The following is a 23,686-nucleotide window of genomic DNA, read 5'->3' as shown; positions in this document are numbered from 1 at the left end:
GTTATGCTTTATTGCTAATATATTTAAATTTATGCTCCTATAATTTCAGTTGCATTTTTGTTTATTTTATCAATAATATTAACTATTTTCATAGCACTTTCTGTATTAAATATCTCTACTATACTACCTACTGATTTAAAAGGTTCTTCTTGAAGAGCTGTTTTTTCGATTACTCCATTTCTTACTACATAATCAATTATCAATTTCACAAATCTTATTTGCCTACTATCTAAATTTGTATCATTCAAGAATTCTGAAAAAGCTTCATTAGCAGCTTTCTGATCAAGTCCAACTACTTTTCTTACTAATACTGTTAATGGAGTATCTCCAAATTCTCTTTCATAATCATCTTTAGTACCTAATTCATTCCATAATATCTTTTCTAATTCTAAAAAGTCTTGTTTAGTAAGTTGTTTATTATTCTTTAACTTATATATTGCTAAATGGTCTTGATGTTCTCTTATATACTTATTTATTTTTTTCCTATAACTTTCAAAATTGTTTGTAGTATATTCTCCTTCATTTTCCTTTATTTCTAATATTTTATCAGTAAAATCGGTATAATATATTCTTCTTTCAGTTGCTTCAATAAATTTAATTAAATCCCTTAAAGCTTCTCTTACCATATCATAATCTAATAAATCGGCAGTAGCCCAAAATTCTTCAGTTTTAATTTTCTCTATTATTTCTTTCTTCTCAAGTACTTGAGGTATCGTTCCTAATTGAGATAATGAATGAGCTGTTTTAATTACTTCTTTTTTAACTTTATTCAAACTTTTACCAACAAGATGTGCTAGTTCTATTGTAAACATTAAATAATCAAATCTTTTTGCTAATTCATCATCATCACTTGGTATGATAAGTGGTGTAATATGTTCTTTAATATTTGCAACATCTAGAGTCCCCAAATTAGACCATGCATTAGGTTCTTTATATTTATCAACATATTTAAGGTGTTGTTTTACTATAAAGTTATCCCTATTTAATGCTTTAATTTCGTTTACAACTTCTTCAATCAATTTTTTTCTATATTTAATATACTTTTCTTGTTGATATTCTAAGTTTTGAAGTTCTTTAATTAAATCAACTTTAATATTAAATATTTTTTCAGTTAGGCTTAAAGAAGTTTTTACTTCAATCCCTCTAGGATTTTCTCTGAAAAATTCGAAATTACCACAAAAATCAAATATCAAAAAGTTTTCTTTATCTTGACCAACTCCAAATAAATCTTTACAAAGTCTTGTACCCCTGCCTATCATCTGCCAAAACTTAGCTTTGGATCTAACTTTTTTAAAGAAAACAAGGTTTACTATTTCAGGTATATCTATACCTGTATCAAGCATATCAACAGAAACAGCTATCTGCGGCATCTTATTTCTATCAGAAAATTTATAAATCAAATCTTGAGCATAATTCACATGATTATCAATTACTCTAGCAAATTCTCCTCTATAATGAGGATAAAGGATATTAAACCTTTCAACTATTCTTTCAGCATGTCTATGATTTTTGGCAAATATTATAGTTTTACCTAATTTATCTCCACCTTCAACCTTGATACCTTTTTCCATAAGTATATTCAATACTTGGTCTATCGTATTATCATTAAAAAGCCATGTATTTAATGCTTCACTTGATATAAAATCTGGAACATCATCATCAAATGTCTCTTCATACTTTTCCTTTTCTTCATCGCTTAAATCATCATAGTTAATTCCTTCTTCAAGAAATTTTAGCTTAGTCTCCACTGTATTATAAGGTACTAAATAACCATCTTGTACTGCCTGTTCCAATTCATAAGCATAAGTTGGAACATTGTCCTCTAAATCAAATATTTTATAAGTATTTCTATCAATATCATCTTTTGGAGTAGCTGTAAGACCAAGAAGCATAGCATCAAAATAATCAAATATAGCTCCGTATTTCTTGTAAATACTTCTATGTGATTCATCAACAATTATTAAATCAAAATGTCCTACAGTAAATAATTTTCTACCATCAGGTGTTTTGGCTTCATCTATTGCATTCATCATTGTTGGATATGTTGAAAACACCATTCTACTCTCTGGATTATCCTTATCATCAAGTAAATTGCAAAGAGATAAATTAGGCAGTAGATTGTTAAAATTATTTTTAGCCTGTATTACTAATGCTGTTCTATCGGCTAAAAATAATGCATTTTTTACCCAACCATGCCTTGTAAGAACATCAACAATTGATATAGCAGTTCTCGTTTTACCACTTCCAGTAGCCATAACTAAAAGAGCTTTTCTGTCTCCTCTTTCAAAAGCTTCACAAACAGCTTTTATAGCTTCTTTTTGATAATATCTATTAGTAATATTTTCATTAATTTTAATATTATTAAGTGGTAACCTGCTTGTTCTTCTGTCAATCAACAGTTGTAATTCATCTTTTGTATAAAATCCTGATACTTTTCTTGGTGGATAATTAAAATCATCCCATATATAAGTTTCAAAGCCATTTGTGTAGAATATTACAGGTCTTTGACCAAACTTTTCTTCTAAACAATCAGCATATAGTTTTGCCTGCTGTTTACCCGTATTAGGGTCTTTACTTGTTCTTTTAGCTTCAATTACTGCAAGTGGTTTTCCATTATCAGCGAATAGAACATAATCGATGTATCCTTTGCCAGTATTATTTGGCATACCTTCTACTTCATATTCTATCAAGCAGTCTTCTCCTAATACCCATCCTGCTTCTTTTAAATCCAAATCAATATATCTCTTTCTAGTTTCAAACTCACTAATTTCATCAACATTGAAGTCTTTAGCTCTTATGTTTCTTTCCCTAATCTTTCTTAATTCTTCTCTTAATTTTTTATTTTCTAAAATAGCATCCTTTAACTTTTTATCCTTTGCTCCAAGCTCATTATATAATTTTTCAAGCTCATCTCTACTTACTTTCTGTTCTTCACCAGTCGGAAGTATATCTTCTCTAAACTTTGTTTCTTGATAATCTTCAGAGTAACAATAATCAATCCAAGACACAAACTGGTGTAAATTATGTAAAGATAAAACCGCTTCTTCTCTTTTTATTTTACTATTAGTATGAGCGGCAATATTACCAAGCTTAACTACATACCTAATCATAGTAAAAAGTTTAGGCTCTATTATATCTTTAAACGTTCTATCATGAATTAAACTAGAAAGATTATCTTGATAAGGTACTTTTAAATATCCATCATGTTTATATACCCATTTAACGGCAAGCTCTAGTGCACGTCTTGAAAGTATAGCAGTAGTAGCAGGACTTACTGCTATACTCTTTTCAGCTTCTATACATGCACTAGCAAAATCGTTAAATCTTTTATTTTTCTCAAGAAAAGAAAAATTAGAAAGCATTTCTGTTTCCCCCTGATGATAACTTAAAATAATTCCCCTTTAAAAGCTTTTTGCATAAGATTATTAAAGTTGTTTTCCATTTCAGTAAGACTTTTTTGTAGTAATTCTTTTTGTTTCTCTGCTTTTTCAACTATTTCAGCAAATTTATTTTGAAGTTCTATTGGTGGAATTGGTATATTAATTTGTCTAATTGCATCTTTTGTTATAGTTTTTGTAACTGCTCCTCTTACTTTACTCATAATTAAACTCTTTCCAGTACTATTGTTAAAAAGATGATATATAAATACATTATTTAGTTTTTTGGATAATCTTATCATAAACAAATTCATACCTAATGATACTGGTCTATTTAATTTAGGCATTAAATAAACATTACCAGCACTTCCTATTTTATTGATTATAATTTCTCCACCATAAACTTTTGTTTTCGATAAAAATTCATAAGCCTCCTTTGTTATATATTTTACATTCTTAGTAAAATTGTTATTTTCTAAATCTGTAGTTCTTATCATTAATGCATAATTTTCTTCATCTAACAATTCAACATTCTGTTTTAGGATTTTATAACTACCATTAGCATGATAGTCAGTTAAAACTTCTATATAATTACCAAAATCATCTTTGACCCAGTTTTTGGAGTTTCTAATCGGATCACCAAACATATCTAAAAACACACTTTGTATAAACTCATCTAATTTTTCAATTTGCTCTTTTCTTTTATCAATAAGCTCTTGGGCTTTGTCTAAAACATCTGCAATTTTCTTTTGAGTTTCTATTGGTGGAAGAGGAATTATGATATTTTTTAAAAACTTAAAATGCCTATTATAACCTGTATCAGGAATATCCACTGTCTTAATGAAATAATATAAATATTTTACGTTGATTTCTTTTTTTGGTGTTAGTAGCTTAACACCATCTGCACCTAAATAAAAAGGAAAATCTACATATTTAACTACTCTTGTATGGTCTCCAAAAAGAATTACTGGTAATTTATCTTTATATATTTTTTCTTCATCATTTGTATAACCTGAAATCAATTCTTTTCCTTGATCAATTATAGGAAATTTCCCTATCTTTAAATAATCTTCCTTTTTTATCTTCACAGCATTTCTAGTTTCATCAGATAATAATTCCTTAAAATGTACTAATTCCCAGTTGTATTTTGACTTTATACTTAATAATTGTTCTTTATTCTGAATATTGCTAAATTCCATACTATCACTACCCTTTTATCATTTCTTTTAATTCATTTAATCCTGCAAGTATTTCGTTTTCTAGTGTTTGAATTTTATCTAATATAACACTAGGTTTTTCATATTCAACTTCCTCATACTCAATTTCTTTATATCTGTTTATACTTAAATCATAATCATTCTTAACTATTTCTTCTTTTGGTACAAAAAAGGATTTTTCTGTTCTCTTTCGTTCTACCTCTTTGTCTAAATTATTAAACCTGTTTATTATATCAGGTATATCATTTTTATCTATAGGCTGTCTTTTATCATCTAACGAATAACCATCAGCTTCCATATCATAGAACCATACTTTATCTGTTCCACCTGCACCTGTTTTCGTAAAGATTATAATTGCAGTTGAAACTCCTGCATATGGCTTAAATACACCACTAGGCATTGATATAATAGCTTCTAGTTTGTGATTTTCAACTATTTCTTTTCTTATAGCTTTATGAGCTCTTGAACTACCAAAAAGTACACCATCAGGTACTATTGAAGCACATCTTCCACCCACTTTAAGCATTCTTAAAAATAAAGATAAGAATAATAATTCTGTTTTCTTAGTTTTTGTAATTTTCAATAAATCAGAAGACACTGCCTCATAATCTAATGACCCTTTAAAAGGTGGATTAGCTAATATCAATGTATATTTATTTGTATCTGTATTTTGTTCTGATAATGAGTCCTTATATTCTATATTTGGATTTTCTACTCCATGGAGCATCATATTCATAGCTCCAATTCTAAGCATAGTCCTGTCCATATCATATCCATAAAACATTGTATTATTGAAATGATTTCTAAGCTTACTATCTAAAAATAAATCAGAATGTTGTTCTCTTAAATACTCACCAGCTGCCACTAAAAATCCAGCTGTACCTGCTGCAGGATCAACAATAATATCTTCAGGAGTAGGTTTCATAAGTTCAACCATCATTTTTATTATGTGTCTTGGTGTTCTAAACTGTCCATTTTTGCCTGAGGTAGAAAGTTTTGATAGTAAATACTCATACAAGTCTCCTTTTGTGTCTCTGTCTTCCATCGGAATATTATCAATTTGTGTAACTATCTTCTCGAGCATCTGAGGTGTAGGTATTATGAAAATAGCATCACTCATATATTTTGAATATGCTGATTCTCTATCATCATGTAGATTTTTTATAAAAGGAAAAACTTCCTTAGAAACTACTTCATACATTTTTTGTGCTTCAAAGTTTTTAAATTTACTCCATCTTAAATGTTGCTTATCATCTGGAAATATTCTTTTATATTCAATACCAAGTAATTGGGCTTCTTTTTCCCTTTTTGCATCAACTTCATCAAGTCCTTTAATAAATAATAGATATGTAATCTGTTCTATAACTGAAAGAGGATTTGTAATCCCTCCTGTCCAAAAAGTTTCCCATAGTTTATCAACTTTATTCTTTATTTCTCCTGTTATCATGTTATCCTCCTTGCTATATTCAATCATTTTTTATATTTTTATTGTATTATTGCTGTGCATATATTTCAATAAATGATTTTAAACCATAAACTATAAGCTAAGTTGCTTATTAACAAATTTGAAAAATTGCATAGTCACTTACATAGATATGTTTACTCTCGTAATTTATATTACTATAAAGTTAAATGGTATATGTAAAATTACATATTTCTATTTATTCTACATATTTTTTATATATCCTTTATTTACACTCATTCTTTAGTTTTTCAAATATCCTTTCATACAATGATTCTATTTTGGTGGTATACATATTATTGATTTTTCCCATAACAATACTCGCTATCGCCTTTGCCATCATTTCTTGTAATATTTCTTCATCTGGAGTATTAACGATAACTTCAATTTCTTGATTTTTCATTTCATCTCCCCCTCTAATGAATCATATTAGAGAATTCGTTTGTCCTATTCCCTTTGTTTTCTTTGTTATCAACAAATATATAAGCTTGTCCATTGTCATACGTTAAAAGAAATTTGCATTTAATGTAATATCAACCATTATATCTATTTACATATAAACATTACCTTAAATAATTACATTCTAATTTTCATATCATAAATATGAAAACATATTCATTGAGGTGAAATAATTGTCTATTATCGCCATCTACTCCAGGAAATCTAAATATACAGATAAAGGAGAATCTATCAAAAACCAGATAGAACTCTGTAAAGAATATGCAGAAAAACACTTCAATGTAGACAAGTTCCTGATATATGAAGATGAAGGATATTCTGGAGGACATGCTGACCGACCTAAATTTCAAAAAATGCTTAAAGATATTTCAAAGAAAAAATTTGATATCCTTATATGCTATCGACTTGACCGTATTAGTAGAAATATAACAGACTTCTCTAACCTTATTGAACTTCTTCAGGAAAACAATATAGATTTTGTATCAATCCGTGAACAATTTGATACATCAACTCCTATGGGTAGAGCAATGATGTATATAACTTCAGTATTTGCTCAACTCGAAAGGGAAACAATAGCAGAAAGGATTAGAGATAACATGCACCAGTTAGCAAGGACAGGAAGATGGTTAGGAGGCAAAACTCCTACAGGTTTTAAAAGTCAACCTATATACGTTGATGATAAAAAAATAGGTAAAAAGAAAATGTATAAATTATCCCCTATACTAAAAGAATTAGAGTTAGTTAAAACTCTTTATTATAAATTTCTTGAGCTTGGTTCTCTTACTCAACTTGAAAGCTGGACTTTAGAAAATAATATAAAAACAAGAAATGATAAATATTTTGATAAAAGTATATTAAAAGTAATACTGACTAATCCAGTTTATGTAATAGCCGATAAGCTAATATATGAGTATTTTAAAGAAAATAATTCTGATATAGCTAGTAATAAAGAAACTTTTGATAGTACTCATGGGTTAATGGTTTTCAATAAACATGATGAAAAAAGAAATAGAGTTATAAGAAATGATAAATCTAAATGGATAGTTGCAGTAGGAAAACACAAAGGTATTATTCCCTCTCAAGACTGGATAAGAGTACAAAATTTGTTAGAAAAAAACCGAGAAAAAGCTCCTAAAGCAGGAAAAGGAAAGATAGGGCTTATTACTAATTTGTTAAGGTGTAAAAACTGTGGATCTAAAATGAGAATAACAGTTTCCAGAAGAAAAAATTCAACCTATTATTACTATAAATGTTTACTTAAAGAAAGGTCTAGGGGTTCTAAATGTAACATAAAAAACTTAAATGGAAATTTAGCTGATGAATACGTAATAAATGAAATTAAAAAAATTAACTATAAAGAAAGCGATGTATATAAATACCTATATGAGATGAAGGATAAGTTAAATAAAAAATCAAATAATCAAGACTCTGAAAAAGAAATACTTGAAAAAGAATTACTAGAATACAAAAAAGCAATTAATAATTTAACATTACAATTATCTCGAAATCAAGATTCTAAAGCTGCTAAATACATAATTAAGCAGATAGAAGAATTTGATAGCAAAATTGTTGATATTAAAACAAAATTAGAGAACCTAGATGAAAACAAGGAAATAACAAAACTAGAAAAAAACAATATTGACATAATACTAAAACTAATAAAAGATTTCTCTAATAATGTAGATAAACTAGACTTTGAGGAAAAAAAGGAATTTCTAAATCAAATAATAGATAAGATTTGGTGGGATGGTAAACAATTAGAAATAAATATATTAGGTTATAACCAAGGGCAGTAATGCCCTTATATTTCTCTCTACTATTTCTTCCTGTACATACAATTATATAAATCAATCTCTACTATAGTTTATTTTAGCCCATATGTAATTGTACAAAATGTTAAGATATCTAATTATCTATACATATGTTCATTACCTATTTTTTGTAATTGAAAGTATTATTTTAATTTTAATATATCAATACATCAAATCTTAATTTCATTCTTACTTATATAATTAAAATAAATCATGTAGACTTTCTTCTGATACTGCTACTTCAATATCTTTAATAGTATTATTAACTGATTTGCCGAATTTTTTGATGAGTTCTTTAAATGTTTCTCTTTCATGATAGATACTTTCTAGGTAAGCATCTTGTGCTCCATATTTGGTAAGTACTTCATCTTCATTTATATCTTCCAAGATCAATTTATCTACATCTTTAAATATCTTATTGGAATTAAAAGCATCTACAATCTCTTTGAAATACACAATATCTTTTTTTTGAAAGTTATTAATATAATTGATAATTTTATCATAATATCCATTCTCAATAGAATTAATAAATGAAACATAACCTCTTATTTTTTCAATTTTAGAGTAATCCGCTAGAACTATTGACCTATGTGTCATAGCCCTTACTTTTCTTTTTAACTCTTTAGGAGCTTTTAAATTACCATCATTCACAGTAATACCAGTTATACGTTTTCTTGACTTTGGTACCAAATATCTTGTCTTATTATCATTCAATTTAAAACCTTCATCTTCTATAATGTCTTTTATTACATTAAACGCTTTCTTTAATTCATTTTTATTGTTTGCTGAAAAAACTAAATCATCTGCATATCTTGAATAATTAATATCCCTTTTATTACAATATCCACTTATTCTTTTATCAAGTTTATAGCAAATTAAGTTTGATAAATATGGAGATGTTACACCACCTTGAGGTAAATATCCTTTATAAGTACATATGTTAGATAATATTTCAGAAATCAACCCATTATAACCAATTTTTCTAAATAAATTATAAACCTTATTTTTTCTAATAGACGGAAAAAAGTTTTTTATATCAATAATTAATATATAAAGATTATACCTATGTATTTTTGCATTATTAATAAGCGCATTCCCTGAATTTTTTTTTATATGCTGTAGCAACATCAGATACTTTTAACTTATATAATACATTTTCTAAAATCCATCTTTGTACTAATTTCATTGAGTAAGATGGAGATAATATCTCTCTTGTTTCCCCATTTTCTTTCTTCTTATAAAACCTTTTATAATATTTATAATTTTTTTTAGATAATAAATATATAATTGTTTTACTTAACGATAAACAGTTTGCCAAATCATCTAATGTTTTTATATCAGGTAAATCCAATGAATTTAAAATGAAACTATTTGTGTAATTATATTTCATTAGTACTACCTCCTTACCATTAATTGTTTCGAAGAAGTAAGCAGATGATTTCACTGTTGTGGAATTATCTGCTTACTTATTTGAATAATGTTCCAGCATAAGCTTAGAAAGACGAACCATCTCCCATTTTATTCTATCAAACTACCCAATGGCGCCAATAGTTTGATAAAATAAAGGCATCTAAGGAGGTAGTACTAATAATAATCCCTTTTCATAATGTCAAATCTTATCTTATCATACAATTTGTTTTTAAAGTGTATATTAGTATTATATAATATCCTACAAACTTCTTTATAACCTATACTACTTAATTCTAATCGTATTTCCTCATTATTTTGGCTTATTTTTTTTGCAATTATTTTATCTTTATACAATAATCTTTTTGCTGAATCAAAAGCTGTGTCAATTTCTTTATCATCAAATCTACCCTCTTCATATTGAGAAATGTACTTTATATAAGATAACAATTCCTTTATACCTAAAGACTTATAAAAATATATTAATAAAGGAATAAAGTAATACTGTCCAATAATCGTATTCATTTGTTTATTGTTATTATCACGTTCTTTAATTATTTTTGCTAATCTTTTTCTATTAAATGTTCTATTAAGTATCTTTATTAGTTCATTAACATTTTCTTTATCATAAAATATTACATTATTTCTATTATGTTTTTTTATATATTTTATGGGTCCAAGCATAATAAAGCTTTTATCTTTCTTATGTTTTTTATCTACTAAAGCAATTACTTTTTCAAAAGTAGCTTCATTATTTGTAAAAGCTCCTAGTTCAACCAATGCACCTGGACTCTCACAAATTATACAAATAACATCACAATTATCTGCCAAAAAGCTCTCTAAAGTTAATAAGTCTTGATTTTTATTTTTGTTAAGTATCTCAATAAACATATCTTCAGGATATAAAATTCGTAAATTTTTCTTATTTTCATTAATTAGACTATCTTTTACTAAATCTCTTAAAGACTTGTTTTTTCGATTTCTAGCACCACCACATAAAAAAACATCAACCTGTTTTTCATTAATTTTTTTATACACTTCTTCATAAATAGTTCTCAATATTTCTTTTGTAAATTCATTTATCTCATTTTGCATTGTACTACCCCACTTTATGCTATGCTTGTCCAAATAATTGTTTTATTTTAGATATATAGTTATATTATACCATAAAGTCATAATTTTTTTAATATTCAGTAATATTTTTTCTTATACAATTAAAAAAGAATTTATACTAATGTATTAAAATACTAGCCTTATATTTTATATACTCTCATGAAAATTCAATTTATAATGTATGCATATTTCTATATGTTTTCGAAATTTCTAAATATTTATTTTTTTATTAACTATTATTTTTTTAAATTTATTTTATAATTAATAGTTGTTTTTTTCTACATAATAAAATTTTATGTCTTTTTGTACACATAGCAGAAGCTATATCTATAGCAGACAGAGTGGTAGTATTATCTAAAAGACCAGCAACAATTAAAGATATAGTTAATATTGAATTAACCTGCCCAAATGATATTAGAACACCTATGCGAAGTAGAGAAGCTCCTGAATTCAGGTGCTATTTTAATAAAATATGGAAGGAGCTGGATGTCCATGTCTAAAGAACATGAAGAATATATCAAAAAACTTAAAAAGAAAAAAGTAACTATCAGAATTACTCAAATCGCAATAATAATTATTTGTATGGCTTTATGGGAAATTTCAGCCAGGCTAGGTTGGATAGATACATTCCTTACAAGTTATCCATCTGAAATCTGGAGTTTGTTTGTAAAACTTCTAAAAGATGGTTCTTTGTTTGAACATATAGGAATTTCTGTTATGGAAAATGTATTTGGCTTTACTATTGGAACTATACTAGGTATTCTAATAGCTATACTTCTATGGTGGTCAGATTTCATTTCAAAGGTATTAGACCCGTATCTTGTAGTACTAAATAGTTTACCTAAAACCGCATTAGCACCAATTTTAATTCTTTGGGTTGGTGCTGGATATACCGGTATTATCGCAACCGCAATTGCTGTATCTATTGTCATAACTATTATGAATGTATATAATGGCTTTAAAGAAGTAGATGAGGATAAAATAAGAATGTTAAAAACCTTCGGTGCAACTAAGTTTCAAATATTGAAAAAAGTCATAATACCTGCAAGTGTACCTACAATGATCAGTTCTCTAAAGATTAACATTGGTCTATCTTGGGTCGGAGTTATTGTTGGAGAATTCTTAGTATCAAAAGCAGGTATCGGCTATTTAATTGTATATGGTTTTCAAGTATTTAAATTAGATTTAGTGATGATAAATGTATTCATTTTAGCAATACTCGCTGCTGTAATGTATCAGGGAATTGCTTTTATTGAAAATAAATTTATGAAATGGAAGCAATAATGGATACAGAAAAACCGTCCCCTTGTTTTTGGGATCAAAAAACTGCTCAACAGTTATATTTCTAAGCTCTTCCTCTGTTGCAAGAGAAAGTTTTACAAGCTGTTTTATATGTTTTTTATTTAAACCTAGCGTAGTGAAATCTAATTTTTGTCCCTGTTTTTCAATAATACGGCAAACAGAAACATTTGGACCCCAAGCATTTATTTCATGAATTTCATCAAGCACTGTTCTATCTAGATTTTTTGCCCTTCATATGACCATCTCTAATCAAATAAGCTGCTGCCGCTAGTGATGCAATTCCATCTGCAACTAGATAAGCTCTCTTATTTTCAATATCTTTTGGTTTTAATGTATTTATCCTCTGGTAATTTCCCATAATATGCCTCTCCTTATCTTTTTTACTAACTTTTAACTATGTAAAATTATAAATAAAAATCCTTGGATTTCTCCTTTATTTTGGTTTTGGGTTATATAATATATATTTGAGAAAGAAGTAAGTTTAATGAAAGTCAAAACTGTAATAGAAATTATAATCGACATTATGAAGTTTTCGGTATTTTTTATAATGACATTTATTATATATCTGATAGCATATGCTATATTAGTTAAATTTTTAAGTATTTTCCCTAAGTGGCTTGATTTTTCAATTTCTTTATTGATATGTATTATAGGGTGGAAATTAGCAGATAAAAAATGGGAAACATAAAATACAACCATAGTAAAAACCTCCTGTATGTTTAGATTGAACACCTATATCATACATGATTTTCACTTATGGTTGTAATTTTTTACCCATCGCATTTAATATTACAATTTAAGTATCATATATGTTCTTTTAAACGATTCATGTCATTATTATGAATAGCTGGTACCAAATTATTAATATTAACTATCAAATAAATTGCTGCACATGTTTGTGCAATTGCTGCTAAGAGCCAAGTATAGGAATAGCCAAAATAATCAATAAAATAACCAATTACTATTGTTATAAAAAAACCATAAAAAGATTTTATAGCAGATAATCCTGAGTAAAATGTTGCTCTTTTATTATTAGGTATATAATCATGTATCCAAGTATTAGTCGAAGATAAATCCATACCTAATCCAAATTCAAAAACACATAATCCAATTATAAAAAACCATATATTTGGCTTAATAAAGATAATAATTAGTCCTAATGCAGCAACTAACATACCAATAATTGAAATATGAATAGCTTTAAAATAATCTATAAGTTTTGATGTAATAAAACCTGAAAGGCTAAATAATAACATGAAAATTATTAAAAGAATTCCATTTAAACTAGGATCTAACCCGACTTTATTCACTCCGTAAATCTGCCATGACAAAATGAAACAAATAAATGCTGTATGAGCAAATAAACTTCTCATTAATATTTTTTTCATGCTTTTATCCCTTGCAAAACTCTTAGTGTTGTTAATAATATCTACCCAAATACTGTCATTAGTTATTTCTCCATAATTATCTTCTAAAAAAGATAATGTTACAAGACCTGCAATAAAAGCTATTCCTCCAGCAACAATCACTGGAAGATTAAGATTCTTTTTAATTAATACAGTCCCTATTATTGAACCAACTGCTGCAAAAATACTTGTTATTCCAACTAACTTAGGAATAATTTTATCCTTGTAATCCAACTTATTTGATTTCTGAAGATAATCTACATACCATGATTGCAGTGCGCCAGAAATCAATGCAAGCCCAAAGGCCATTATAATTGACGATAAAATAAAACCAAATGTTTTTGTAGAGTTACCATATGCAATCATCCCTATCCCCCATAATAAAAATCCAATACCTGTAGTTTTTTTCCGTCCATATTTATCTGAAACATTTCCACTTGGATAATCAAATATCGCTAAAGATAAAGAAGAAATTGCAAATACAATACTAATATTATGCGAACTTAACTTTTTTGAATACATCAACAGTATAAAAACTATTCCATAAAGTTTATCAGCCATGTTATATAATGAACTGATAAATCCATATAATATGGTAGCTTTTTTATAATTTTCTAAATTCATCATAAAATAATCCCCCCATTTTATAGCGTAGTGTCAAAATTGACACCCAAATATTGAATTTTAATTTTTAATTATTATTTAAATAAATATTATTAAAATCCTTTTCTCAAAATGATAATCCACTTAAACCTATAAGGTCCTTTCTTTAGAGAAAACTAAAAAAAGAAAACACCTCATATGTTTCCATATGAAGTGTTTTGATTATTTATTTTCACACTCTATAAGTTCTATCATTCTAATAAAATAATCATATACTTCCGTACCTTTATTAAACATATTTTCTAAGTCTTTTTTTCCACTCTCTAAAACATCTTTTTCTAAAAACTCTTCATTAAAAATAAGTGCTAATGGATATTGTCTTTGTGAAGCTACATTTAACATTTGTTTTCCTACATTTTCTGCTTTAAAATAATCGGAATATATTGATATAAAGTGTTCAGGAAAAAGACTAATCAAATAACCATAAAACCACAAATAATCTTCGTCATTCGAGTATTTCTCTGTTGCTATTTTAAAAGCATCTATTAATATATGTTCTGCTTGGTCTAAACAATTTTCTAATTTTGGTGATAATCTTCCCCATTCCGCAAGAACATACCAAGCATAAAAAGAAATTTTGAAAAGATCATATTTCCCAATTAATTTTAAATAATCTTTATTAATAGTATTTAAGAATTCTATAAACATATCCCAATTTTCTTCATTTTTCATAATTCTATCTAATCTATCTAAATCCATCGTACATCATAACCTTTCAAATAATGTTTTATTTATTTTTTATTTACCCATGCATCACTAATTTTCCATATATTATCGTTTATTTTTTGAAATGTTACTGTTACTGTTTCTTTACCAACCTTTAAAACTCTTTTATATGCAGAACCGTATCGGCTTTCTATTCCTTTCTTCATAACTTTCTCTATTATATTTCTTACCTTTTCCCATGTAATCGCTCCCTTAATAATTTTATCCCAATCATGCTTTGGATCTTTTATATGTTTTTGCTTATTAGGTTGTCTATCCAAATCTTTTAAAGCTTTGTCAATTATTTTTGCTTCTGCTCTTTGTTCAAACCAAGCTACAACTTTATTGTACAACCAAGTACCTGCCGCTATTACTGTGCCACCTATAATTACTACTCCAGCTGCTGTAATAATTACTTGACCTATCCCTGGAATATACCAAGTTCCAGCAACTAAAGCTACTGCTCCTGGTACTGACATTGTAGTTAATCCATTTTTACTTACATTTTTTCCTCCAACTTCATCTATCTTCACAATTTGGTCTGAATATTTTTCTAGATACTCCATAAATTCTTCTTGTGTTAAAGTTTTCCCATCAAGTGTCTTTATAGTATACACTATATCATCATAATATTTTACTCTAAATGCATTAATATCACTTTGTGCAAAACTAGTAGATATTGCTCCAAAAACAAGTGTCAGAACCAAAAATAAACTCAAAAGCTTTTTCATTAAACTATCACCTTTCATCTATTTTTTAATGTAATTTAGATTTGTACAAATCTACGTTATTAGTATAACGAACCACACAATGGATGTCAATACCATTAATGTGTATTTTTTCCGACATATTTCTGCGTTTTTCGCCACATAATATTAATTTATCACTCAACGATAAGCTTTCATCGCAATATCTCCCTAATCACAACCCCAGTCTTTAAAACAGACTCCACCTCTACCAAGGATATAACTCTTATCTCCTTCACTAATACTCCAAACAATCCTTCATCAAAACTCTTTATCATTTCATGTTCATTCAGTATTTTCTCAATAATTCTAATCTTGTATTTGTCAACTGAAAAATCTGCCAAATTTTAATCGAAAAGTATACCATTATGAAAAAAATTAATTAGACTTACCTAACCAATCCATAGTTTCTTTCATTCTGTAAGAGTCCCCTTTCATATTAATGACATATGATTTATGAGTAAGTCTGTCTATTAAAGCAGCTGTTAATACAGGATCTTTAAAAACTTCATTCCATCTATCAAAGGAAAGATTAGTTGTAATAATTGTTGATTTCCTTTCAGCTCAAAGGGAAATAAAAGTAAATAATAGCTCACTTACTTCTTTATCAAAGAAAATATATCCTAATTCATCGGCTATAATAAGACCATACTTTTCAAATTTTTTCTCAAAAGAGCGTAGTCTCTTTTCGCTACGTGATTCTTTCAGTTCGTTAATCAGTAGTGGTACTGTAGTAAAAAATACTTTGTATCCAGTATTACAAGCTGCAATTTCAAGACCTATTGAAATATGTGTTTTACCTGTTCCTGGGTTTCCAGCAAATATGATATTTTTCCTTCTTCGATAAACTTTAAAGTTTTAAGTTCTTTTAAGCTTTTCTTAGCATCATCAGGCAAATATTCAGTTTTTAAATCTTCTAGATACTTTTTGTATGGGAAATTCGCATTCTTTATTCTATTCCTCTTACCATTCTCCTTTCTTACATCATATGCATCTCTAAAAAGATCTCTTAGAAATTCTTCATAGGAAATATCAAGCCGATAGGCTTCTTCAATCCTGTTTTTGAAAGATTGATTAATCCCTGGTATCTTAAGTTCTTTGATGTATTCTTTGATTTCGTTTAATAATCCATTTCTCAATTCATAAGACCTCCTTCAGAGTTTAAATTAAAAATATCATTAATTTTCATTATCAGATTAACAGAAACTTTTTCGATCTCATTATCATCGCCTGATGAATATTCTTCGATTCTAGGAGGCCTGTTTAAAACTATGCTTTTGATATTGTCTGTATTAACAACTGACTTTTTAAATATTAGATAACTTCTTTATAGCATCTAAAATAACTTCTAGCCCTTTTTCTTTAACAAGTTCTAAAAGTACTATGAAATCCTTCGGATTATTGATATAATAATCATGGTATATTTGTTGAAGCTCTGGACACATTTGGTGCCTTCCAGCACTTGAGTGAAGTGCTCCAGGCTTCTTTTTTAATGTATGTATGAAATGATTAATATCAATAATCCACTGATGCACTAAATAGCATCTTTTATGGGTTGCAATTAAAATCTTTGTAAAATATATCAATAGTTTTTGGATAAATTTTAGCTATTACAAATTTGCCTACTAAATAATCTGGTACTGAATATTTGTTCTGGTCAATATTTATTGTGCTATATTTGTTAACTCTGAGTTCTTCTCTTCTTGAAACATCGTATCTAGGTTTTAAAGGTAAAAGATAGGGTTTTTCTTCTTCAAGAATTTCTTTTGGTGCTTTTCCTTCAAAATATTACCTAGCTTTTGAATTTAAGATATTTAATCTTTCTTCTAAATATTTATTTGCTTCTTCAATTGAGCCGAAGGCTTCTTTTCTTGAAAAAACTTTTCTCCTTATAAATTCAATTCCCCTTTCTACGTGTCCTTTTTCATCGCCACTACGAGCATTACAAAACCTATATCTAAAGCCATAATACAATGAAAGTTTAATCAAATCTTCTGTTGCTTCCTTTTCATTAGGCCCTACAAAGCTTTTGACAGCTTGTTTCATGTTATCATAAACAACTTCTTTATGTATTCCACCTATATTTTCAAAGGCTTTGGCATGAATATCTAAAAAATTTTCCATCTTTTTATTCCTATTAAGTGCAACCTCTTTTCCACTAATGTTTAGTTTAACCTCTCCCCAATCAAATTCTAAAGTTTCTCGTAATCTATATTCCTGACGTATAAATGCCTCTTTAACTTCTCCTTTTTCTCTAATGTAGTTACAAACAGTTGTATAGCCTATATCATAGCCTTTTTCTATTAAATACTCATAAATATCTATCTTTTTCATTATTTGCTTTGATTTTCCTGTAAATTTCTTTTTTCATTTTCTTTAAGACAATTATCTATTATTTCAATAACTTCGTCTGTTAGTTTAACTTTTTTTCTCTTTGATGTATCATATTTAGGTTTTAATACCATTTCTTCGATTAGTAGAAGTATATTTTTTTCATCACTTTCATCTTCTAATTTTTGTAATTTTTTCTCAAACTCGTTTATATACTTTCTTACTGTATCTCTTGAAATCCCTAATTCTCTACTTATTTCTCTTTGTGATACACCCTCTCTAAAATATTTTAATAAAATTTCTGCTTTTTGCTGCAAACTTATCATCCTCCACTAGCCCCTATAGTTTCTTATAGAGGTAGTATATTTCATAGTGGCAGACTTTTCAATTAATATTGTGATCTAGTTTTAGATTAACATAAACATTTTTTCAGTTGATAAATACACAGTCGGTGGATGAATTAATTACTTTAGTTCTGCAAAATAAAAAATTGAATTGGTAAAGTTACCAAAAAAATGAATATGGCATATCACTATACCTTCGTGTTATATATAAGTTACCACACCAATACACAAACGGAGGTTAGTAATATGCCAGTTATATCTACTATTTTAAACACAAATATTGAACTTTACAACTATTTAAATGAGTAAATTATGAAATGAGTAAACCCCAGTTTAATCATTTGTGCAGCATTGTTAATGGTTTAATAAATATAAAAGGCAATAAAACTATCTCCAAGATTGCCGAAGGTATCTTATCGGCTAAGGATAAAAGTTCTATTTATAAATTCTTAAGCCGCTCTAAATGGGATGATTCCTTGCTTAATAGAAATCGTATTAATTATCTTAATCATTATATTATCAAGAATAATGTTTCTAATAACTCCGTAGGATTTTTAGTTATTGATAATACTGTTAATGTTAAAAAAGGTGCTAAAAAGATACAAGGTTTAAGGTTTAAGTTTTAATCATTCCCATACCGAAGGTAAAAGAGTTTAGTCTCACTGTGTGGTTACTTCTAAATTTGTTCTAAATGATTTATCTATCCCTTTACAATTTCAACCTTATATAGTAAAGGTGTTTGTAAAGACCTTAATAAATCTTTTAAAAGCAAAGTTGATATTGCAAAGGATTTTATTAATAATTTCAATGCACCAGATAATTGTGGTTCTATTTACTGCTTAATTGATAGTTGGTACACTAGTACTCCTTTAATAGAATCTTGTTTAAAAAAAGACTTTCACCTTATTGGCGCTTTGAAATCAAATAGAATAATTAATCCCTTTGGTTTTAAGGTAAAACTTTCTCAGTTTGCAAACTCTATTAACCCTAATACTTTAGATGTCGTTATCGTCAAAGATAAGAGTTATAGAGTTTATCGCTATGAAGGTCCCGTAGGATCTTTTGAGAATACTGTCATTCTAATTTGTTATGAAATTAATGGTCAAGACCTTGAGTCGCCTGTATACCTTCTATCTACTGATATTGACCTAGATACACATAAAATAATTGAGTATTATTTCGTAAGATGAAAAATTAAAATCAATTATAAGTATAAGTATCTAAAGACTAATTTAAGCTTTGATAAATATAGAGTACGTAGCATTCTTTATATAGAAAGATATTTCTTACTTGTATTCCTAGCTATTAACTTTTTAGAATTGTTCAGGTTTAAATCTACTAATCTAGCTGTTAAAACTATTGGAGATACTATTAAGCACATTAACAGCCTATCAGTTATAGATTTAATTACTTTCGTTTACAAAAGTTCTAGAGATAATATGCCTTTGAATGATATTTTTAAAGCTATTAAAATCGCTTCTTAATTTTTTAAAATTTTTATTGGCTTTCAACATAATATTTCCATCCTAATATATGGTAAATTTAACCTATACAGTTGAAAGTATCTTTAAATACCAATTTTGTTTTTTAAATTGCAGAACTTAAATTATTAACTTCTTATATTCAACCACAATACACTTTCTAACTAGTTTAAATCAACTGGTTGTTGTTGGGTAACACAATGAATCATACCACCATATTGATATAGCTCTCTTACATCTATACCAACCACTTTACGATCAGGATAGAGTTTCTGAATAATCTCATTTGCTACTTCATCATTAGGATCGTTATAATTAGGTACTAGTACAACTGTATTTCCAATATAATAATTTACATATGAACCCTTGTACCCTAGATCTTTTCCACTTTCCAAAATAACATTCTTTTTGGTCAGTGGTAAATAAATGTATTTATATCGTTCTCCCATGGCGTTTTTTGCATTCATTAAAACTTCAATATCTTTATCAGTAACACCCCATTCAATTAAATCTTCTTCAACTAATATAATTATGGTAGATTCATCATAAAATTTAGCAAATCCATCAATATGAAAATCAGTAATATCAACACCTGCTACTCCATCTAGCCAAATAAAATTTGTAACACCATAATATTCTCTTAAGTATTCCTCAATTTCTACTTCAGTTAAGCCTGGATTTCTATTCTTATTCGTTACAGCACTTCGAGTAGCTAAAACTGTTCCCTTCCCATCTAATTCAATCGCTCCACCTTCGAGTACAACATCCTGAAGATCAATGGTTTCAATACCTAATTCTTTACCAATAAAATCTCGAAGTAACCTATCTTTTTTATACGGAACTTTTTTTCCCCAACCATTAAATCCCCAATCCATAATTTTGAGATTTTGATTATTATCATAAGCAAAGATAGGGCCATTGTCTCTTGCCCACACATCATCTGTAGGATAAATATAAAAATCAATTTTACTCATATCTATACCTTCATTAATTAAAAGATCATTAATATAGTCTTTTTCACCCTCATCATATGCAACTATGTGGACATTTTCACCTTCGCTTAATGCTTTTGTCATTTCAATCCAAATCGATTCAAGCTTTTCTTTGTATCCTTCACCATATGTGTTATTATGTGGCCATTGCAGCCATGTGCCTTCATGCTCACTCGCCTCATCAGGCACTTTATATTTTCCAAGAATTTGTTTCTCTTCGTCTCTATTGTTTTCTTCTTCCTCTACATGGACTTCATTATTAATAGTTTCTTCATTATAAAATGCTTCACTTCCTTTACATCCAGTAAAAACTACTAATACCAATGTAATTATAAGGCATGACACAATTATTTTATTCATTAGTAAAACCTCCCTTTTTTTCATATTAATATCATTATAAAGCTTCACACAGGTTAAGGTCAACCTTTTTTACAGCGACACTAACTTCAGTAACGAATTTATTTTGATTTATGGTAATATACTCATCTGTATAATATTTTTCAATATAAGGTCCCACTAAACTATAGCCATTTGTATTAGCCCAATTATATAATGCTGAATAAACATAACTAATGCTATCGTAACTCCCAATATGCATAGTGCTTATATAATCTGCTTCATAAAAAAATTTTATTTCGCAATCTCTTGCTTCTACTTTATCCAATATTGGTTGGCAAAATTCAACATCAAACATTGCAAATCAGAAATTCCTTCTTTACTTGAATGAAAAATTACAAAATACTTACCATTCAAAATAGTCTTTATTTTGCTTATAGAATCCATAAGCTCATCTACTAACAATTCCAATTCGTCTTCATCAACAACTCTTCTCATGCATAGCCCATAGAATGATTTCTTTGTACCAACATATACATCATAAGAATTTACAATGTTCAATTTAGAATCGGTTTCAATATAGTTTTTCATTTCTTCAATAATATCCAAATACTCGGTTGTCTTTTCCTCCAATGCCTCGATCTTATTTTTATAAGCAATCTTTAAATGACTGAAATCCATTTCTAAAATTTCTTTTATTTCTTCTACCGAAAAATCATATTTGCGTAATACTTTGATCTTATTAATACGCTCAATATCATTACGCGACACGGAAACATTTCATCCGTCTTCTTGGTTTTGAAAATAATATATTTTATTACTTAACAGCTTTTTCTACAATAGTTTTTCCTATTTCTAATGCCTTTGCCAACTGTCTTATGCTAGCTCCTGTTTGTTTGTATATTTCTTTTATGATTCTATTTCTTTCTTCTAGGGGAAACCTGTTTAGTCTACTAATATCTATTCTTTTTTCAATATATTTTCTTAACATCTTATCAGTACATTTTTTTACCGGCTTATATTCTAAGAATTCACCTTCTGCTTTTATATTCATGTATTCTTCAAAATCTTCAACATTTTTGAAATGCGATTTGATTATCCGAATGTCGATATTCATACTTTGCTCTTGATATGATGTTATATACTCATTATGACTACTCCATAAATAATTCTTTGCATATTCAATAATTCCTGCTTTTACTGGATTTTGATGAATGTATCTTAAAACACTTAGAAAATAACTCTCTTTTTCAATTGGTTCTCTCTTGTATCTGTTTTGAAATAAATGCCCTGTCCTTTCATGCTTCCTATTATGCCATTGTACATATCCTACCGTAATACGTTTGATGCTTGTACCAATTTCTTCACTCTCTCTCCTATTAGTAAATGTACCTGATTATCCATTAGACAATAACCATATAATTTAAAATCTGCTGTTTCTTTTGCTCTTAATAAGTTTTCTAAGAATTTTACTTTGTCTTCATCGTCCAAAAAAATATTCCTTTTATCTATTCCTCTCAGCATTATATAATATATTCCTGTTTTACTTCTTTCTCTTGCTACTCTTGCTATTTTATCACCCTACATAAGTTTAGCATATATCTTCCCCTTGTCCTCTTTTAATTAGATTACATAATTTTTTCATGCCTGATGAATATATGTCAATCATAGTTGGCTCAACGAGTATTTTACCATAACCATCACAAATACCAACATAATGAAAATTCTTAGAAACATCAAAGCCAACAAAAATCACTTTTTCATGACCATGTTTCTTAAACAGATTAATCATTTCTTAGTATAATATATTGAAAAAGAAAATAGGATTAATTCAACTTTTCAACCCTGACCACCATGCTTAATTGTGATTTATTTGAAAAGTTATATCCTGCTACACTATTTAATATCATTTCAATGTCTGTTGTTTTTGCCTTCTCTAGAACAGCATCTTTTGTTTTTTCAAGTAAACAGTCAAAACATCTTAATACTGCCATTGGAAGTATAACATCACCATATTTTTCTGCCTATATAGACCCTTAATAATTCTGCTATTTTCCATATAAAATTCACTTTTTCATTGAAATTCTGCATATTAATATCACTCCTATTGATATAAACTTTCTAATTAATATTTTATTCCATTTTCTACAAGGATTAATAAAGTCTCAATATTTAATCAATCTTATTGTAATCTTTATGGGTTCAGATAAGTAAAACATTTTAAAAATAAAACCCTACAAATTAATGCAGGGTTATTGTTTTCTTACCTTATACAAGGCAACATATTTAGTTTTATTAGAAAATACCTAACTCATTAGTTTTACTGTGTTTTCTAACTGTCTTTCCTTTTAATCAATGCCACCGCCTCCACATGCATGGAGATTAGATTTTTGATTAAAAGAAAACACCTCATATGTTTTCATATGAAGTGTTTAATTCAAATGTCTTTTTTATTTTGTGTTTTGTGAATTTGTGAAGCCTGACCCCGTTGTTTCTTTCAGATAATCTTTTATGTCAATATTGATATTTTTTAG

27 protein-coding genes and 2 pseudogenes are annotated in these 23,686 nt (G+C 27.8%); 4 read left to right on the top strand and 25 right to left on the bottom strand.

Going from position 1 to position 23,686, the window contains the following annotated elements; translation table 11 throughout:
- Positions 1–29: 29 nt before the first annotated feature.
- The 4 genes from AB4Y15_RS11240 to AB4Y15_RS11225 all read right to left on the bottom strand — a co-directional run bounded on the left by AB4Y15_RS11240 (position 30) and on the right by AB4Y15_RS11225 (position 6,459).
- Entirely contained in the window at positions 30–3,362 is a 3,333-nt protein-coding gene (locus AB4Y15_RS11240; RefSeq protein WP_427340445.1) for a DEAD/DEAH box helicase family protein, read from the bottom strand.
- 23 nt (positions 3,363–3,385) lie between these two features.
- Positions 3,386–4,576: a restriction endonuclease subunit S gene (locus AB4Y15_RS11235; protein ID WP_427340444.1), complete on the bottom strand. Its 1,191-nt coding sequence runs from the start codon at positions 4,574–4,576 to the stop codon at positions 3,386–3,388.
- A gap of 7 nt (positions 4,577–4,583) precedes the next feature.
- Entirely contained in the window at positions 4,584–6,041 is a 1,458-nt protein-coding gene (locus AB4Y15_RS11230) for a type I restriction-modification system subunit M (RefSeq protein ID WP_427340443.1), read from the bottom strand.
- Between the two features lie 241 nt (positions 6,042–6,282).
- Positions 6,283–6,459 (bottom strand): hypothetical protein, encoded by a 177-nt coding sequence (locus tag AB4Y15_RS11225; protein WP_427340442.1) that lies wholly within the window; start codon positions 6,457–6,459, stop codon positions 6,283–6,285.
- 229 nt (positions 6,460–6,688) lie between these two features.
- Between AB4Y15_RS11225 and AB4Y15_RS11220 the strand changes: the two genes are divergently transcribed.
- Positions 6,689–8,311: a recombinase family protein gene (locus AB4Y15_RS11220; protein WP_427340441.1), complete on the top strand. Its 1,623-nt coding sequence runs from the start codon at positions 6,689–6,691 to the stop codon at positions 8,309–8,311.
- A gap of 216 nt (positions 8,312–8,527) precedes the next feature.
- Here AB4Y15_RS11220 and AB4Y15_RS11215 read toward each other — a convergent pair whose 3' ends face one another.
- The 3 genes from AB4Y15_RS11215 to AB4Y15_RS11205 all read right to left on the bottom strand — a co-directional run bounded on the left by AB4Y15_RS11215 (position 8,528) and on the right by AB4Y15_RS11205 (position 10,828).
- Entirely contained in the window at positions 8,528–9,454 is a 927-nt protein-coding gene (locus AB4Y15_RS11215) for a reverse transcriptase domain-containing protein (protein WP_427340440.1), read from the bottom strand.
- A complete protein-coding gene (locus AB4Y15_RS11210; RefSeq protein ID WP_427340439.1) occupies positions 9,408–9,716 on the bottom strand; it encodes a hypothetical protein in 309 nt (102 codons plus the stop codon). Before AB4Y15_RS11210 ends, AB4Y15_RS11215 begins: the two co-directional genes overlap by 47 nt.
- Positions 9,717–9,910: 194 nt before the next feature.
- Entirely contained in the window at positions 9,911–10,828 is a 918-nt protein-coding gene (locus AB4Y15_RS11205; protein ID WP_427340438.1) for a retron St85 family effector protein, read from the bottom strand.
- Between the two features lie 510 nt (positions 10,829–11,338).
- On the opposite strand from AB4Y15_RS11205, the gene AB4Y15_RS11200 reads away from it, so the two are divergent.
- The gene (locus AB4Y15_RS11200; RefSeq protein WP_427340437.1) at positions 11,339–12,130 is read left to right on the top strand and encodes an ABC transporter permease; all 792 of its coding nucleotides are present in this window, start codon (positions 11,339–11,341) and stop codon (positions 12,128–12,130) included.
- Here the strand turns inward: AB4Y15_RS11200 and AB4Y15_RS11195 are convergent.
- Together AB4Y15_RS11195 and AB4Y15_RS11190 are read right to left on the bottom strand one after the other, a co-directional pair.
- On the bottom strand, positions 12,056–12,355 hold the full coding sequence (locus AB4Y15_RS11195) for an oleate hydratase (protein ID WP_427340436.1): 300 nt from the start codon (positions 12,353–12,355) through the stop codon (positions 12,056–12,058). The two genes, AB4Y15_RS11200 and AB4Y15_RS11195, sit on opposite strands and share 75 nt — an antisense overlap.
- A 4-nt stretch (positions 12,356–12,359) precedes the next feature.
- Positions 12,360–12,506, bottom strand: a complete 147-nt coding sequence (locus AB4Y15_RS11190) for an oleate hydratase (protein WP_427340435.1) — start codon at positions 12,504–12,506, stop codon at positions 12,360–12,362.
- 126 nt (positions 12,507–12,632) lie between these two features.
- Between AB4Y15_RS11190 and AB4Y15_RS11185 the strand changes: the two genes are divergently transcribed.
- Positions 12,633–12,836, top strand: a complete 204-nt coding sequence (locus tag AB4Y15_RS11185) for a hypothetical protein (protein ID WP_427340434.1) — start codon at positions 12,633–12,635, stop codon at positions 12,834–12,836.
- Between the two features lie 115 nt (positions 12,837–12,951).
- Here AB4Y15_RS11185 and AB4Y15_RS11180 read toward each other — a convergent pair whose 3' ends face one another.
- The 9 genes and pseudogenes from AB4Y15_RS11180 to AB4Y15_RS11140 all read right to left on the bottom strand — a co-directional run bounded on the left by AB4Y15_RS11180 (position 12,952) and on the right by AB4Y15_RS11140 (position 18,325).
- Positions 12,952–14,181, bottom strand: coding sequence for an MFS transporter (locus AB4Y15_RS11180; protein WP_427340433.1), 1,230 nt, complete (start codon positions 14,179–14,181; stop codon positions 12,952–12,954).
- Positions 14,182–14,379: 198 nt separating this feature from the next.
- The gene (locus AB4Y15_RS11175) at positions 14,380–14,916 is read right to left on the bottom strand and encodes a hypothetical protein (RefSeq protein ID WP_427340432.1); all 537 of its coding nucleotides are present in this window, start codon (positions 14,914–14,916) and stop codon (positions 14,380–14,382) included.
- A gap of 32 nt (positions 14,917–14,948) precedes the next feature.
- Positions 14,949–15,653 carry a polymorphic toxin type 35 domain-containing protein gene (locus tag AB4Y15_RS11170; protein WP_427340431.1) on the bottom strand — a complete coding sequence of 235 codons (705 nt, stop codon included), beginning with the start codon at positions 15,651–15,653 and terminating at the stop codon, positions 14,949–14,951.
- 170 nt (positions 15,654–15,823) lie between these two features.
- On the bottom strand, positions 15,824–16,012 hold the full coding sequence (locus AB4Y15_RS11165; RefSeq protein WP_427340430.1) for a hypothetical protein: 189 nt from the start codon (positions 16,010–16,012) through the stop codon (positions 15,824–15,826).
- Positions 16,013–16,046: 34 nt separating this feature from the next.
- Positions 16,047–16,807: pseudogene (istB, locus tag AB4Y15_RS11160) on the bottom strand (IS21-like element helper ATPase IstB).
- A 168-nt stretch (positions 16,808–16,975) separates the two neighbouring features.
- A complete protein-coding gene (locus AB4Y15_RS11155) occupies positions 16,976–17,203 on the bottom strand; it encodes a hypothetical protein (RefSeq protein WP_427340429.1) in 228 nt (75 codons plus the stop codon).
- Positions 17,204–17,216: 13 nt separating this feature from the next.
- Positions 17,217–17,336 carry a Mu transposase domain-containing protein gene (locus AB4Y15_RS11150; protein ID WP_427340456.1) on the bottom strand — a complete coding sequence of 40 codons (120 nt, stop codon included), beginning with the start codon at positions 17,334–17,336 and terminating at the stop codon, positions 17,217–17,219.
- Between the two features lie 120 nt (positions 17,337–17,456).
- The gene (locus tag AB4Y15_RS11145) at positions 17,457–18,002 is read right to left on the bottom strand and encodes a hypothetical protein (protein ID WP_427340428.1); all 546 of its coding nucleotides are present in this window, start codon (positions 18,000–18,002) and stop codon (positions 17,457–17,459) included.
- Positions 18,002–18,325, bottom strand: coding sequence for a helix-turn-helix domain-containing protein (locus tag AB4Y15_RS11140; protein ID WP_427340427.1), 324 nt, complete (start codon positions 18,323–18,325; stop codon positions 18,002–18,004). Before AB4Y15_RS11140 ends, AB4Y15_RS11145 begins: the two co-directional genes overlap by 1 nt.
- Positions 18,326–18,660: 335 nt before the next feature.
- Here AB4Y15_RS11140 and AB4Y15_RS11135 point away from each other — a divergent pair, with 335 nt between their 5' ends.
- Complete coding sequence (locus AB4Y15_RS11135) at positions 18,661–18,969, top strand: hypothetical protein (RefSeq protein WP_427340426.1); 309 nt, start codon at positions 18,661–18,663, stop codon at positions 18,967–18,969.
- Positions 18,970–19,988: 1,019 nt separating this feature from the next.
- Here the strand turns inward: AB4Y15_RS11135 and AB4Y15_RS11130 are convergent.
- The 7 genes and pseudogenes from AB4Y15_RS11130 to AB4Y15_RS11100 form a co-directional block, all read right to left on the bottom strand.
- Complete coding sequence (locus tag AB4Y15_RS11130; protein WP_427340425.1) at positions 19,989–21,176, bottom strand: agmatine deiminase family protein; 1,188 nt, start codon at positions 21,174–21,176, stop codon at positions 19,989–19,991.
- 34 nt (positions 21,177–21,210) lie between these two features.
- On the bottom strand, positions 21,211–21,480 hold the full coding sequence (locus tag AB4Y15_RS11125) for a GyrI-like domain-containing protein (protein ID WP_427340424.1): 270 nt from the start codon (positions 21,478–21,480) through the stop codon (positions 21,211–21,213).
- Positions 21,468–21,923, bottom strand: coding sequence for a MerR family transcriptional regulator (locus tag AB4Y15_RS11120; protein ID WP_427340423.1), 456 nt, complete (start codon positions 21,921–21,923; stop codon positions 21,468–21,470). The genes AB4Y15_RS11125 and AB4Y15_RS11120 overlap by 13 nt, the downstream gene beginning before the upstream one ends.
- A gap of 46 nt (positions 21,924–21,969) precedes the next feature.
- Positions 21,970–22,269 (bottom strand): hypothetical protein, encoded by a 300-nt coding sequence (locus tag AB4Y15_RS11115; protein ID WP_427340422.1) that lies wholly within the window; start codon positions 22,267–22,269, stop codon positions 21,970–21,972.
- Between the two features lie 212 nt (positions 22,270–22,481).
- Positions 22,482–22,676, bottom strand: coding sequence for a hypothetical protein (locus tag AB4Y15_RS11110; RefSeq protein WP_427340421.1), 195 nt, complete (start codon positions 22,674–22,676; stop codon positions 22,482–22,484).
- A 67-nt stretch (positions 22,677–22,743) separates the two neighbouring features.
- Complete coding sequence (locus tag AB4Y15_RS11105; RefSeq protein WP_427340420.1) at positions 22,744–22,908, bottom strand: hypothetical protein; 165 nt, start codon at positions 22,906–22,908, stop codon at positions 22,744–22,746.
- Positions 22,909–22,978: 70 nt separating this feature from the next.
- Positions 22,979–23,164: pseudogene (locus tag AB4Y15_RS11100) on the bottom strand (hypothetical protein); the annotation flags it as partial.
- Between the last annotated feature and the right edge of the window lie 522 nt (positions 23,165–23,686).

Origin of the sequence: Caloranaerobacter longqiensis (genome assembly GCF_050286925.1) — a bacterium.
In the GTDB taxonomy this organism is placed as follows: domain Bacteria; phylum Bacillota; class Clostridia; order Tissierellales; family Thermohalobacteraceae; genus Caloranaerobacter.
This window is presented reverse-complemented; position numbering and strand designations above follow the sequence as displayed.

Excerpts from the sequence above, each read along its gene's own strand:
- AB4Y15_RS11240 (WP_427340445.1), bottom strand. The coding sequence starts at position 3,362 with ATGCTTTCTAATTTTTCTTTTCTTGAGAAAAATAAAAGATTTAACGAT.
- AB4Y15_RS11235 (WP_427340444.1), bottom strand. The coding sequence starts at position 4,576 with ATGGAATTTAGCAATATTCAGAATAAAGAACAATTATTAAGTATAAAG.
- AB4Y15_RS11230 (WP_427340443.1), bottom strand. The coding sequence starts at position 6,041 with ATGATAACAGGAGAAATAAAGAATAAAGTTGATAAACTATGGGAAACT.
- AB4Y15_RS11225 (WP_427340442.1), bottom strand. The coding sequence starts at position 6,459 with ATGAAAAATCAAGAAATTGAAGTTATCGTTAATACTCCAGATGAAGAA.
- AB4Y15_RS11215 (WP_427340440.1), bottom strand. The coding sequence starts at position 9,454 with ATGTTGCTACAGCATATAAAAAAAAATTCAGGGAATGCGCTTATTAAT.
- AB4Y15_RS11210 (WP_427340439.1), bottom strand. The coding sequence starts at position 9,716 with ATGAAATATAATTACACAAATAGTTTCATTTTAAATTCATTGGATTTA.
- AB4Y15_RS11205 (WP_427340438.1), bottom strand. The coding sequence starts at position 10,828 with ATGCAAAATGAGATAAATGAATTTACAAAAGAAATATTGAGAACTATT.
- AB4Y15_RS11200 (WP_427340437.1), top strand. The coding sequence starts at position 11,339 with ATGTCTAAAGAACATGAAGAATATATCAAAAAACTTAAAAAGAAAAAA.
- AB4Y15_RS11190 (WP_427340435.1), bottom strand. The coding sequence starts at position 12,506 with ATGGGAAATTACCAGAGGATAAATACATTAAAACCAAAAGATATTGAA.
- AB4Y15_RS11185 (WP_427340434.1), top strand. The coding sequence starts at position 12,633 with ATGAAAGTCAAAACTGTAATAGAAATTATAATCGACATTATGAAGTTT.
- AB4Y15_RS11180 (WP_427340433.1), bottom strand. The coding sequence starts at position 14,181 with ATGATGAATTTAGAAAATTATAAAAAAGCTACCATATTATATGGATTT.
- AB4Y15_RS11175 (WP_427340432.1), bottom strand. The coding sequence starts at position 14,916 with ATGGATTTAGATAGATTAGATAGAATTATGAAAAATGAAGAAAATTGG.
- AB4Y15_RS11170 (WP_427340431.1), bottom strand. The coding sequence starts at position 15,653 with ATGAAAAAGCTTTTGAGTTTATTTTTGGTTCTGACACTTGTTTTTGGA.
- AB4Y15_RS11145 (WP_427340428.1), bottom strand. The coding sequence starts at position 18,002 with ATGAAAAAGATAGATATTTATGAGTATTTAATAGAAAAAGGCTATGAT.
- AB4Y15_RS11140 (WP_427340427.1), bottom strand. The coding sequence starts at position 18,325 with ATGATAAGTTTGCAGCAAAAAGCAGAAATTTTATTAAAATATTTTAGA.
- AB4Y15_RS11135 (WP_427340426.1), top strand. The coding sequence starts at position 18,661 with ATGAGTAAACCCCAGTTTAATCATTTGTGCAGCATTGTTAATGGTTTA.
- AB4Y15_RS11130 (WP_427340425.1), bottom strand. The coding sequence starts at position 21,176 with ATGAATAAAATAATTGTGTCATGCCTTATAATTACATTGGTATTAGTA.
- AB4Y15_RS11115 (WP_427340422.1), bottom strand. The coding sequence starts at position 22,269 with ATGAATATCGACATTCGGATAATCAAATCGCATTTCAAAAATGTTGAA.
- AB4Y15_RS11110 (WP_427340421.1), bottom strand. The coding sequence starts at position 22,676 with ATGCTGAGAGGAATAGATAAAAGGAATATTTTTTTGGACGATGAAGAC.